At 53.1% G+C, this 13,138-nt stretch carries 10 protein-coding genes; 2 read left to right on the top strand and 8 right to left on the bottom strand.

Going from position 1 to position 13,138, the window contains the following annotated elements; translation table 11 throughout:
* Genes DVK05_RS12945 through DVK05_RS17570 form a run of 3 tightly spaced genes read right to left on the bottom strand, consistent with a single transcriptional unit; the run spans position 1 to position 4,864 of the window.
* Complete coding sequence (locus tag DVK05_RS12945) at positions 1 to 3,078, bottom strand: hypothetical protein (protein ID WP_121563906.1); 3,078 nt, start codon at positions 3,076 to 3,078, stop codon at positions 1 to 3.
* Complete coding sequence (locus DVK05_RS12940) at positions 3,075 to 4,001, bottom strand: hypothetical protein (RefSeq protein ID WP_121563904.1); 927 nt, start codon at positions 3,999 to 4,001, stop codon at positions 3,075 to 3,077. The genes DVK05_RS12945 and DVK05_RS12940 overlap by 4 nt, the downstream gene beginning before the upstream one ends.
* The gene (locus tag DVK05_RS17570) at positions 3,998 to 4,864 is read right to left on the bottom strand and encodes a hypothetical protein (protein WP_121563902.1); all 867 of its coding nucleotides are present in this window, start codon (positions 4,862 to 4,864) and stop codon (positions 3,998 to 4,000) included. Before DVK05_RS17570 ends, DVK05_RS12940 begins: the two co-directional genes overlap by 4 nt.
* A 440-nt stretch (positions 4,865 to 5,304) precedes the next feature.
* Between DVK05_RS17570 and csa3 the strand changes: the two genes are divergently transcribed.
* Positions 5,305 to 5,952, top strand: coding sequence for a CRISPR-associated CARF protein Csa3 (gene csa3, locus DVK05_RS12930; protein WP_121563900.1), 648 nt, complete (start codon positions 5,305 to 5,307; stop codon positions 5,950 to 5,952).
* Between the two features lie 521 nt (positions 5,953 to 6,473).
* On the opposite strand, the gene DVK05_RS12925 is transcribed toward csa3, so the two are convergent.
* From DVK05_RS12925 to DVK05_RS12910, 4 genes are all read right to left on the bottom strand, one after another.
* Entirely contained in the window at positions 6,474 to 6,995 is a 522-nt protein-coding gene (locus DVK05_RS12925; protein ID WP_121563898.1) for a tyrosine-type recombinase/integrase, read from the bottom strand.
* Positions 6,988 to 7,332, bottom strand: a complete 345-nt coding sequence (locus DVK05_RS16930) for a hypothetical protein (protein WP_147437778.1) — start codon at positions 7,330 to 7,332, stop codon at positions 6,988 to 6,990. The genes DVK05_RS12925 and DVK05_RS16930 overlap by 8 nt, the downstream gene beginning before the upstream one ends.
* Positions 7,333 to 8,178: 846 nt before the next feature.
* Positions 8,179 to 9,804, bottom strand: a complete 1,626-nt coding sequence (locus DVK05_RS12915) for a deoxyguanosinetriphosphate triphosphohydrolase family protein (protein WP_199241176.1) — start codon at positions 9,802 to 9,804, stop codon at positions 8,179 to 8,181.
* A gap of 11 nt (positions 9,805 to 9,815) precedes the next feature.
* Positions 9,816 to 10,046 carry a hypothetical protein gene (locus tag DVK05_RS12910; RefSeq protein WP_121563894.1) on the bottom strand — a complete coding sequence of 77 codons (231 nt, stop codon included), beginning with the start codon at positions 10,044 to 10,046 and terminating at the stop codon, positions 9,816 to 9,818.
* A gap of 407 nt (positions 10,047 to 10,453) precedes the next feature.
* On the opposite strand from DVK05_RS12910, the gene DVK05_RS12905 reads away from it, so the two are divergent.
* On the top strand, positions 10,454 to 11,767 hold the full coding sequence (locus DVK05_RS12905) for a hypothetical protein (RefSeq protein ID WP_233559420.1): 1,314 nt from the start codon (positions 10,454 to 10,456) through the stop codon (positions 11,765 to 11,767).
* Between the two features lie 157 nt (positions 11,768 to 11,924).
* Here DVK05_RS12905 and DVK05_RS12900 read toward each other — a convergent pair whose 3' ends face one another.
* Positions 11,925 to 12,920 carry a site-specific integrase gene (locus DVK05_RS12900; RefSeq protein WP_121563892.1) on the bottom strand — a complete coding sequence of 332 codons (996 nt, stop codon included), beginning with the start codon at positions 12,918 to 12,920 and terminating at the stop codon, positions 11,925 to 11,927.
* Positions 12,921 to 13,138: the final 218 nt, after the last annotated feature.

Here is a 13,138-nt window from a genome sequence, read left to right as displayed (position 1 = left end):
TTACAGGTCCTCCGTTACGGAGAGAATCTTCTGGCGTTGCTGCTCGTAGTCACTGTACTCATCAAGTTGTTTGATACGGTGTTCGAGGTCGACACCGGTCGCATGGTCTTGCTCCTGGAGGTCGTCGATGAGCGAGTCGAACGCCTCGTAAATCTCCCAGGCGTCCTGCTCGTGTTGGCTTCGGGCGAAGTCGTGGAGTCGAGAAACGAGCGTCATGCCCGTCGTGTTCCCCATGTTCTGGAACTGCTCGACATCGTCACTGAACGCCGATAACTTCACTTCCTCAGACGATTCGGTGAGCGTCTCGTAGGCGTTTTCGTAACTCGGTTTGATCGGCACGTCCATCGCGCCGGCACATTCGTACAGGGTCTCGAACCACTCGGCCAAGTCGTCGACAGTATGGCTCTTGTCGTACCACCGCTCTACCGGTTCGAGCGCTTCCTGAATGTGGGATGCGTCTTCCTCGACGGTGAGGCGGTCGAGTTCGGCAGCGTAGTCGGAAATACGATCGAGCAGGCTCGACAACTTCGTGTTCGCCTTGTTGCGTGTCGTGCCAACCTTGTATGCGTCCGCTAGATCAGCAGTATCGATCATCAGCGCTGCGTCGACGTGCGCTTGTGGGTCGTCTGTAATATCGCGCCGTGCTTCCGAGAGGCGCTCGTAGTCTACGACGTTCGACTTGAGGAGGAAGATCCCCTCGATCAGGTCGCCGATGTCGCTGGACGACATCGTCAGGTCAGTGAACGCCTGTCCGAACGCACTCTCTCTATCGAAGTGCTCGGACACCGGCTTGCCGTACGGTTGATTACTGTTATACTCCTCAAAAACGAGTTCAGGCGAAATCCCGTCATCCTCAATCTCGACGCCCCGAGCTGCGTTGATCAGGAAGCACTGGGCCAGTACCAGCGTCTTCTCGATGTTGAGCTCTGACGGGAGACACTCTTCGATCTCCTCGCGCATCTGGTGTTTGAACTGAGCGACGTTCGTGTCGGCCCAAGAACGAAGCTGGTCGAAATCCGTCGTCTGGGGGTCGAACACGTCGAAGAGCCCATACTCAAGCATACTGGTGTAGAGGTCGCCATGGTTCTCCCCCCACTCGAGTTCGATGTCGATGCTGGCCTGGCGCTGTTGGTCCCCCTGAATCGAGACGGGGATGCTGTCGCCGCGTGCGTAGTAGATACCTCCAGCAGAACGCGTCGACGCGTTGGGATTACTGAGGCGTGTTGGTTCGTGCCAGCGTTCGAGTGTCGCGACCGCACCGTCGTGGAGTGTGTCTGAACTCGGGTATTCCTCCCCGTTGGTCACCCAATCCTGGAACTCTTGGAATTTCTGCTGGCGCTCGCGCTCTTCCTCCGTGAGTTCCGGTTCGTCAATGACTTCGACTTCATCCTCCTCGTCCTCCTCACCTTCGTCCGTTTCAGTTACCTCCGAATCGCCCTCCTCTTCCTCGGTATCCTTGTCGATGTCCTCGTCTTTGTCGACGTCGTGTTCCGGCGCTGGAGGGTTCTTGATCTTCTCGATGACTGTACTACCTCTCCCACGCTCGAAGACCACATAGTCATCTTTGACCGGTGCTTTGTCGCTGTCAGGGAGATCAATATCGAAGGTTTCGAGAATACCGACCTTCACACCAATTCCATCAGCTACCGGGACGCCGTACCACCGGCTGATATCCTGGTAAATTTGGTCGTACTTCATGTCGATCTCGAACGTCGGCGTATCGACGAACGAGTTCGACTTCATCGCCTCGTAGGGCGGCCAACTCGACTTCAGACAGTGTTTGACTACCCGGAGTAATAGTAGCCTCGGCGTCTTTCGGCTACTCCCTCCGTCGTTCAGTTGTCTGTATGCGACGTGAATGAAGCGCTGGTTGAACGGGTAGAGTTCGTCGAACGCTTCCTCGACTTCTTCCGGAGCGGTCTCAGCGTTGGAGTTCCGCTTGATTGCGCCGAGGTACGACCGGGCGAGCGCGACGGACGCATCGTCGTCGAGGAAGTACGCCTCGCCGTTGTCGTCGGTCATCGTGAGATACCCCTCCGAGCGCCCTTTCATGTACGTCGCAGCGTTCTCACGAGCGAGCGCGTCGTTGATGTTGTCCTGTTCCCATCCGATAGTCCATCCGAGAACGATGTCGAAGCTGCTACTACCGAGCTCGAAAATGTGGTCCAAGAGTTGTTCCTTCAGGACACTGAAGGTGGTGAGGTCCTCACAAATGAGCGTCGGTCGAATACCCTGATCCTGATACCTTTGGGAGTATTCTTGTAGCAGCTCTTTGAAATCGCCGACGAGGTTCCGAGAGAGGTACTCGTGGGCTTCGTTCTTGAGGACGGAAAAGAACACGTCCTTGTTTTCGGTGAGTTTGTTTCCGAAGCTCACCTGTAGCCGAAGATCCCGGTAGTCTGTCCGAGTGAGAAGGTTGAAATCTGGGTTTTCGTCGCGGGATTCGAGAGCCTCCTGGTACTCTTGGATGTTTTTTGCGAAGATTTCGCGAAGGTCGCTCTTGTCTCCCCGGGCTTCCGTCAGTTCGCGAATCTCATCGTCACTGAGGTGTTCGGTCGACCAGATGCCGCGCAGGTACTCGACGATTGCAGCGGCCGCGTCGTCGGGGTCAAGATCGTCGATGTTGCGGACATCGGTGTCAACATCCAGGGGCTCGGTTAAAATATCGAGAATCTGGTCCATTCGGGTCTGGCTGCGTGACACGTGGAGTGCCACACGATCCTCGATTCCCTCGTCATCCTCGCCGTAGCCGTTGATTTGGTACTTAGTCCACTCACAGAGTTGCGACTTGCCAGATCCCGGTTCGCCACGCAAGATGAAGATGCGGTTCGGGTCATCGAGGTTCGACGCCGTGATGGCGTTGAGTATGTCTTCTTGGGTGACAAACTCATCAGAGACGCCGAGCGGCATCAGATTGTCCGCGTAAATCCGGTCGATGTCGACGTGCGTCTCCCTGAACTGTTCTGGTGTCTTCTTTTTCGTATGCGCCTCTGACGTGATGAAGTGGTCGACTTGCTGGTCGTCCCAATATGTGGGCATCTCGTTGCCTACCGTCGATTTTGGAGTCTGTTGGCTCATGAGTGGGTAAGGAACTGGTCGAGGGGGTACTGATAAGCTGTCTCGCTCGGTTTGGAGTGAACCGACACGTACGTCACGCCCTGCCGATTGCCGCGACTGTCGTCGTCGAGATTTTCGGGAGGGAGCTTCACTTCGTTCTGTGAATCTCCCGGTGCTGAGAGGTCGATAACGCTATCTTCGGCCATGTTTCGAAGGACGTCGGCGATAGCGGGGTGGATCTTAGGGGTTCCCGTTCTAGCTGCGTAAACCGTGAACAGATTGTCATTAATCCAGTTGAGCATCTGCTGAGCCTCGCCGTCTTCTACCGGGAGGTCGTCGTACTCGGGATCATCACTCGAACTGGTTGGCGCGAGCGCGAGCGCATCGTACATCAACGCACGACAGGGGCTCAAAACAAGGCCGTCCTCGGTCTCGGTGACGAGCCCCAGCTGCTCGGTCAACGTCACCCACATATCGATTTTCTCGTCGGTCCAAGAGAAATCGTAGTCTGTCTCCCGCTTCAGGATTGTTCGGAGGTTATCCCGGCCGGCGTCCACTGTCCTGCTACCCTCGCTCAAGAGCGCTCGGTGGATGTCAGCGAAATGGCTTTGACGACCATCTTGCTGGTTACAGTGATACAGCAAACGCGACTCAAAGGGTAATTCCTCGAAGTGACGGTCGTTAATTCGCTCAACCGTGTCCAGAACATCCCCAGTCGGACTCTCGACGAGATCGACCGCATTCAGAAACCGCAGCGAATCCTCGACGTGGTTCGTTTTGAGACCACTGCCGGACGGACGACCGAACTTGCTCGTAACTTCTGACGCGCTCGTCGTCCCCTGAAGCGAGGCGTGGATGTGTTTGAGTTCCGGTGCTCGAACCGAGATGAACCCGGTGAGTAGCTTGTCCGGCTTTTGACTCGCCGGTGTGTATGTCGTGGTCATGCGTCTTTTTGATGCCGGTAGCGGTAGTTGTCGAGCCGGTCCTCTTCGAAGTCGACTAGCTCGAGCATGTCGAGCATGCTGTTAGCGACTTTCTGAGTTGGTCCACGTTCGGTCCAAGAACGAAGTGCTTCACGAATGCGTTCAGAGTAATCCTCAAGCACTTGATCGACATCCTCGCGAATGAGATAGTAGAGGGGACCCCACGCGGGACTGTCCGCTGGGATGCGCGTGTAATCAAACAGGTCTGGAATGGAACCAGCTTCTATACCGGCGTGCTTGTGATGCGCTGAAACCTCGTGGAAGTACAGGTTCTGTGTCGTTGACAGGGGGAGCGCGGAGTCGAGATTGTACTGGAGATACCGTTTCAGTAACCCCTTGTAATCTGCGACCGAGCATTCGAACTCGTCGATGAACGACTTGCCGGGCTTTTTCGTGAGCCGCGGCATCTTCGGGGTACTCGTGTCGGTAACAAGTACGTACGTCGCGTCAGTCGGCCGCGCTCGTAGCAGCCGCCGAACGACATCTTGTTCATCGTAGGTGCTGTCCTCGTCCTGTAGTTCACCAGTCAGCATTTCCTGACTGACGTAGTGAACCAGTGGGAATTCGACATCCTCAACACCGTTTTCCCGTAGTGTTTCGTTCGCTACGAGGTCGTATTCCACGAGTCGGAGCCCGTTGTCGTAGATACCGGGATGGGCGACGTTCTGGAGACTGAACTGCGCGAGGAACGGCAGCGATCTGAGTTGTGCGCGGGCCTGTGAGCCAGTTTTGGCGAGTTGCGGGTCTCGGATCACGAGAAACGAGTCTCGTGTTCCGATAAAATCCGCGAGTGCTGGCGTCTCTGGATCGGGTGGGTCTGTCATTTTCTGGGGTGCTTGGGTTGTTCCGGGCGTCGGTGTGGGATGGTTGACGCCGCTCTTTCGCCTCTGCTTCCCATAGCGGTGGCTACGGGATACAGGCCACCTCTGGCCTGGTCATATTGAGTGCTTCCGTGAATCAATCACACCCCGGACATGATAAAAGTGTCGGGTAGATTATGTATTGTAGAGATGCCTCTCCTCGTGCCGGTGGTTACCACCTACCGACACGTAGTATGCGAACATGGACCAGTTTATATTCAGACATCAAATAATTATCGCCGACGAAATAATTCTCCATCACTTGCATTAATCTGGGACAGTTTGGAGGCCTTATTCAGAAAAGTGCTGAGTTAGGCACCTCCGACTCTGTTTTCATCCCAATATTGCGATGACTGTTGCAATATTCCGGAACAGTAACGGGGCTTTGGACCGACACCATGTGTATGAGAACATACCTCGCGCCACTGGGATTCGACAGTCGACGTGTTGTTCGACCGGTATTGAGCGAAGGATTGGATGAATCGGATCGCGTTGTTCTCCTCCAACCCGCGAATGGTTCTGACCAAAGCAAGGACGCGTATGAGGAAGTGGAAAACGTTCTGACACAGGTTGTTCCGGACCTCAAGTTGGAGTCGGAGCATCTCCCGTATGCCGATTTTGTCGAAACGACGCTACTCTGTGCAGACTTTATGCAAGCAGCCGAAGGTGAAACGATAGTTGTACTCGGTGGTGGAGCAAGAGAGATCCTATTCCCGTTGACGGTTGCCACGTTCTCCAACGAGAACCACATCGATACCGTTCTCCAAGTCGGTGATATTGACAGTAGCGTGCGACGGCTTCCACGCGTGAATCTTCGAGGAAACGTCTCCGATGCTGAAGCAGCTTTACTCACTGATCTGAACGGTTTGGAAACGCCATTATCTATCAGCGACATTGCCACAGAACTTGACAAATCAAAAAGCACTATCGCACGTCACGTAGATAGTCTAGAATCTGAAGGTTTTGTAAGAACTACAAAGAAGGGCAGGACCAAAATGATCGAAGTAGCCGATAGTGCTCGGATATTCCTAAAAGGAAAATATGGTTGGTAGATATTCGATCTTCATATGATCACCAACAGATTTTAAATATACTACTCGTATCGGTTTATCCTCTCTTCGTTACCAGAGATGAGTCGTAACATTTGGGGATTAACGTGCTTGTGTTACGCTATTGAGGAGCAGAAAATCAACCTTCAGCATAGAACTGAGGAGGAATACAATGGGAAGACAGATTGAAAAGCGGACACCGCGCTCGCAGCCGTGTCGACAGAGCGCCTTGACGCTGGTGACGTCGAATTTGTGTATATTGTGGCGACTGACATGGTCGCCAGCGAAGGTATTGTTTTGGTTCTCTCACGGAAAGGGTTCGACGGGCGCGTTCAGTTCAAAAATGGGTTCGAGTTGATCGAAGAGATTACTTGGCCCGTCACAGGCTGTCGAAGTAGTCTCCCTGCTGCCCCCCAGTTCTGAGAACCGAAATCGATGCTGCCCAGCTATTCACAAGGGACACAAATTTCTTACAGTCGTGATTTATACGCAAAAATACTGAGGAATACCAGCAGCGAGGCGGGCTAATATAACCCGCTGCGGATCTTCTCTTCAGCGACCCCGTAACCGTCCAGGGGTACTAGATCCAACTTTGATGGGGTATGCCCCAGAAGTTGGCGAATCTCAGACTGTGGAACCCCGAGCTGAAGCAGGCGCGTTGTGAATGTCGATCGAAGTGCTTGAGGGGTGATGTTCTCGGAAAGACTGTCTTCACTGATTGATTTGACTCGGTTCGTCACCGTCGAGCGGGTGATCCCAACCTCACTTCGCGTTGCGAAGAACTCCTCGAACCGTTCGACCCCTTCTTCGGACAGCGGAATCGATCTCACTCGGGACCTAATGCCTTTAACTGCATCTTCCGGGACTTGGAGCATTCGCTCTCCGCTGTCGAGCCATTCACAGCTCAAGCGACTGAACTCACTGCCGCGCAGTCCAGTGTGGCCGAGGGCGTATACGGTGAATCCGTGGCGGTTTGATTTCTCTTCTGCGGTGTTAAGCAGTTTGTTGTACTTTGATGCTGACAGCGGTTTGGGTTCTTTATTCATCTTCACTGAACACTAGGTCGTACAAGTTCGTTCCTTGTGGGCCTCGAGCGTATTGCTTGAGGAACTTGAGGCCGTCTTCCGCTGCTACTTGCCCTTCTTGAAAGATAGGAATCTCAAATGGGCTCCCTGTTCCCTGGGACTCGAGGTGTACGATTGCCTGTATCTGGTCTCTTGCGAACTGAACATGCTTTTGAACATCCAGCGAACCCAGGTAAGAGAGGTTAGCGTGATCCTTGATGACGAGTCCACTCTGTTCAAGCAGAAACTCTTTGGCTGCTACAATGCTATGAGCATCTTCTATCTCGCTGAGGCTGCGGACGTAGTCTTCCAACTCCATTCTACCGTGGTTTTGTGACTTTGATTTTGACATAGATCGCTCTAGCTGGTTCTGCGACTTTCGTCTCAGATGGCTCATTTCGCTATAGATTGGCGAACTCTACTACCTGACTTCGCTACAAGTGATTTTTAGAGAGTTTAGTAAAACGCTTTTTGGTGGTTAAAATGGGCAAATAATCGCTCCTCTTGACTCTATTTAAAGAACATATATAGATTTTCGATCGTCGGAATAGAATGCCATGAATTATCTCTTTTAGAATTGAATAAATACCTCGTGAACCCTCGCCTCAAAATAAAAAACGGACTTACCTATAATAAATCTAATAAACGAAGTGTTCTCTCTTAGAGACTGTAATTCAATTGTCCGTCGTGGACAATTGAACCCAGTAACGCCTCCCTTGGCCAACACTTGGCAAAAATAATACCAATCTACCGACCGGACCTTCTCACGTGTTCCCGCGCGATAAAGAAAAAGATCCAGAATGGTGTCCCAACTGTGAAGAAAAATCAGCTCGAGTTGCATGGTCTGACGACAAAGATTGGTCGCTCACGGCTACCTTTGCTGACCTAGACGATGGGGAGAGTATTTCGATGAGGCGGTACTGTCGACAGTGTGGCTGGGACGAAAAACGCCGTTTCACAACCACTATAGATTCAAATGACAGTCTAGGAAGCGATGAAAGTCAGTAAGATATGCCCACTATTGAGAGCATATTCGACCAGGGGGGAGACGCATAGATCATCTAATTACGATTCGGCGTCACGTAACGACGAGACGCACCTGAAGATGATCGACGTCGATATCTCGCTGGCTAAATTTAGAAATAAATAGCGCTTTGGAAGACCTCTATTGCCGCATAATCGTGTCTTGGAGGGATCCGGGCCGTGCTCCTGACATTCGTTCATACATTTCTATGGCCTGTGTCTCAGTCATGTTTGAGATCATGTCGGCTACGATGCGTGCCCGTGCAGTATCGTCGTCCTCGTCGGTATCATTCAATCGTTCACGATATGGTTCCAGTATTGCTGACGTGTCAACCGATTTTGGTGCCGCTTCGTCGTACAACAGTTCGAACAACTCGTCGATGACCTGAATCTGTCCTTTCTGCTGTCCTCTGAGAGTTGGATTACTGATGACGTAGTAGAAGGTCAGCTGTTTTAGAATCTCAATCTCTTGTCGTAGATCGTTGTCCACGAGCAGTGTCGGATTACCATCTTCGTCATGCTCACCAAGTTCGACGTATTCTCTGTCTCCGGGATCATCTTCAGTCGCCTCCAGATACCAACTGATCATGGACGACGAAAACTCGTTCAGGAGGTTACGTTCCGACTGGGTCCCCTCGTATGGCGTGTAGAACTCTTCGACGACCGTCGCAAAATCGCGAAGTTCAACGAAGAAAGAGAGGACATCCTCAATCGACGCTTCGACATTGGTGTCGTCGTTAATGTACTGGCCGAAATCGTGGAGTTTCATGTCGTACGACTTGGCATAGGATCGGAGCAATTCGGTGTGCTGCCCAATGTCGTCGTCTTCACCAAAGTCGTCTGGGAGCTGATTGCGGAGTTCTCCTGCCTCACGCAGCAATTGGTCGAAGGGGAGCAGCCCACTTCGGTAAAAATCCTCCACGTCATGAATCGCATACGTCAGGTCATCCGCGTAATCCATTATTTCCGCCTCAAGGATCTTGTTCCGGCCGTCGGCGGTCCCAGCTCGCGCGAACTCGAAATACCCCTCTTCCGACGGATAGTATCCCCACTTGTCGTCTGTGTCTTCGTCCGTTTTAGCATCTGCCGCTCTTGACCAAGGATACTTTTGTATGGCGTTGAGAGTCGCCCTAGTCAGGTCAATACCTTCGATACCTGAGCGATGGGATCCCAAGCGAGTCACGGCACGGAACGACTGTGCATTCCCCTCGAACCCCTGAATCTTTGATTCGTCTTGTTCCTCACTATCGTGGTCTCTGTTGGTCTCCCCCTCTTCACCATTTCTTCCGTCACCTTCCGTGTCTTCAAAGTTTTCCTCTACTCCATCCTCTCCCGACTTTTCGCGCACCTTGTCGTCAAGAAGCTCTTCAATCTCGTGACCGAACGGTGGGTGACCGATGTCATGAGCCAGAGACGCTGTCTCGACAACTTCAGGGTCGAGATAATTATCGAGATTCTCGAACTCGGCGTCATAGAATTTCTCAAGCAGTTCAGCGAGCCTACGCCCAACCTGTGCGACCTTCAGTGAGTGAGTCAATCGGTCGTGATACAGATATGACTCGCCTGCGCGAGCGACCTGCGTGACATCCTTGAGCCGACGGAATTCTCGACTGTACAGGATTCGGTCCCTGTCTCGCTCGAATGGACGCCTTTGATCTTCCGTATCGCGATCTACACTCTTTTCTGACTCTTTTTCTGGATCATACCCGGAACTCAAATCTTGATCGAGATCTGAGGGGCGGCGATCACGTGGAAAATCCGCTGTCATCTAAAACGATGCTATGCGGTCGCAGAAACGTCACTTGCAAGCTTATATTTGAAACCAGGAGTGGTCGAGATCATCCCCTCGTCGATCATCGTCCGGAGAACCTGCTTCGCTTCTCTCCGGCTCTCAACGGAAGTTTCGTTGAGTAAATAGTCGATGCTCACAGCCTCGCCTCGATCAGAGAGCTTCTCGATGAATTCCGATCTCAGGCTTTCCTGTGAGGCCGCTCTTTCTCTGGCACTCATCACACACCGACTTTCTGACCGACTACACTTATAATCTGTTACTATCCGGATCCTCGAGCACGCTGTTACATCGGCTCGTCACGGAATTATTGTCGGCAATTCACGCGCTCATTATATATCACAGAGTCGACAGCGACCGAATTCGCGTCGTTGCTAATCAGGTGTAACGGAGTGTCAGTAATTCTAAATCTGTCGTTTTGTCCATCAAACACTATGAGACAAATGTTGACACGCCTTGGGCTGACCCTTAAGTCAGACTAGCGAAGAAGCATCGAACCCCAAAATGGAACTGAACGAGGATTGGCCCAGCAAAAGGGATCTAACGTCGGTTCAAGGGCTTGTACAAAATCACGCGACGGACAGCCGGTCTCAAATGCGTAATCATCGCTGGACGGAGGACGAATAATATGTCGTCCGATCTCAACCCGATCACGCCAGAGCAAGCGAAGGATCTCTACCTCGATGAATACGAGGAGAAAAGGAGCTATGAATCATTGCGCAAGGCTCGCTCTGTCCTCGATACGTTCGTCGAGTGGACGGAACAGGAAGGTCTAGAGAACATGAACGAGATCGACGGTCGCCAGTTACAAGAAATGAAGATGTGGTGGAAGAGAGAATCCGACACCAACAACGTCAGCCTCAACGGGTATCTTGCGGTCGTCCGGAGATTTCTGGTGTTCTGTGAACGCATCGAAGTTGTCTCCGAAAACACACCGGACAGGATGCCTCAGGCGAGCATCGATGAAGACGAAGAAGTCTGTGATCGGAAACCGGACGACGAGGCAGTAGAAGCGATCAGTGCGTACTTTCACAAGTACGACCGCGCATCCCGCCGTCATATCGAATTTGCTCTGCCGAAGGAACTGACGATTCGTCTCGGTGCCCTCGTCAGTATCGACGAGGACGACTACTACCCTGACGAGCAGAAGATCGAACTTCGGCATAGACCTGAGGAAGAATACGGTGGGAAGGGGACACCATTAAAAAACGGGTCCGACGGAGAGAGGAACATCAACGTCCCGAGTCACCTCTGCGAGCTGATCAACGAGTACCTCGAACATCCTGAACGAAACGGCGAGGGGACGGACAAATTTGGTCGAAAACCCTTACTACGGAACAGGAACGGCGGTCGTCCTTCGACAACGACGGTCCGTCGGGATCTGTATAAGATGACTCGACCGTGTGCCTTCTCGAATGAATGTCCTCAGAACCGAGACATCAACGAGTGTGACGCAGCCAAAGACTCGATGGCGTCGGAATGTCCCGTCAATTACAGTCCGCATCCGATCCGCCGTTGGTCTATCGAAGACCATCTGGACGACGGCGTACCGAGGGAAGACCTCGCTGACCGAGCCGATGTCTCCGTTCCTGTGCTCGACAAGCACTACGACCGACGGTCCAAAGAGCGCAAGCGCCAGCGAAGAATGGAGACTTTGGCCGCCACCCGAGAAGGGTACGAAACGTCAGATGGCGACTCACAGATGAGCCTATCACAGTTCGAAAACGGTCCCAATGCGGTAGCACATCCGGTGGCTTTCCCCGTTCAGATCGGTGTCGAGATCGGCGCGTGGATACCAGACCGACTCAGCCGTGAGCTGAACGAACTCAGTCCTAGTGATGGAATCTCGACGCCTGACGCTACCACGGCCGCGAAGGGGATGGTCACGTACAGCATGATGGTCTGTATGGTCGCTCTCAATCTAGCTTTGCTCGCGAGCTGATGGTGAGTACCCTTCACTTGATTCAAGCCTGATTTGAGAATACGAGAGCTGAAGGGGTGACTATCGACACCGATTTTGAATTCGTGATGAGCAAAGAAAGGATAGCTAGGATACAGAAATTGGGGGAGATCCTACGATCTCACGATTCAGATCCAGTTCAGATATTATCGAGGAAACTCCGACGCTGCTCGACTTTGACCTCCTCTGTTCGTTTGTCGTAGTGCTGATCTAGAACCTTCCTGCTGACATTCATCCTATCGGTCACGACTTCCGGAGGTACGTCTTCGGTCAGGTAGTGAGTGATCGACCCCCTCCTGATCGCGTGAGGACTAACTGCCTCGTCGCACTTTTTCTCCCCGTCCTCGCAGCCATCACACGGTTCGTCCCTGAAGCAGGGAGCTGTTATCCGATACACATGGCGTCTGATCGCGGCTCGAGACATGCGGCCCTTTGTTGTCGTCAGTAACGGCTCACGACCGTTGTCGTCAATCTGGTCTTTCCGCCTGTTGGTGATATAATCCTCCAGCAGCTGAGTCAGCTCAGGCGTGATCGCGACCAGTCGCTCCCCGGCTTCGCCGTTCTTCAGGTTCGTTCCCTGGTGTGGGCGGTGTTCCAACCGGAGGTACCGCTCTTCTAGGTTGACGTCGTCGAGATCGAGCGAATGCACACCGCCGATACGCATCCCGGTCTCCCAGAGTAGCGCCATCACGACGTGCTTCTCGCTACCGTAGTGGTATTTTGTGAGATACTCGAGGATTTCTTCAGCAGTGTCCGCATCGAGTGTTTCGTCGCGCTGCCGCTCTTCGGGAGCGACACGTGGGATCATGATCTTGTCGTAGAGATCCGACGGCACGGCCTCGATCGATGCGGCCCACTTCAGGAAGACGCGCAGCGTCGACATTTGTGCCTTGACCGTGAGCGGACAGAGATCGCCGTCTTCCTTGCGCCAGAGACGGTATTCCTGGAGGTACCGTCCGGTCAGGTCGTTTAGGTTGTCGATCCCTTCGATGTCGCACCAGCGGACGAAGTGGTTCGTCCTGTAGCGGTGGTTACGGACAGTAGCTTCGGTACAATTGGTCGCCTTGTGGTCGAGGAACAACTCTTGCGCGTCAGCCGGACTCATCGGCTGAAGTTCGTTTCGTTGTATGCTCATGGGTGGCATGGAACCCCCAGAAACGCTCCATACCGCCCGACAGCGCGGGGGAAGACTTCGTACGTACTTGTTCAGAGTCCCGCCCCAACCCATACGTTTTCCTGCTGTTTTTGAAGGAGACGCAGAACAGGCCAGCGTTCGATCCCCCTCCCCCGAGTCGCGTCTGATCGCCCGAAGCGACGAGCGCCGCTTTCGACGACCGGGAGGCGGACACAAGA

Source organism: Halorubrum sp. Atlit-8R (assembly GCF_003666025.1).
Taxonomy (GTDB): Archaea; Halobacteriota; Halobacteria; order Halobacteriales; family Haloferacaceae; genus Halorubrum; species Halorubrum salinarum.
The sequence above is the reverse complement of the archived record's forward strand: the minus strand, read 5'-3'. Positions and strand labels throughout refer to the sequence as shown.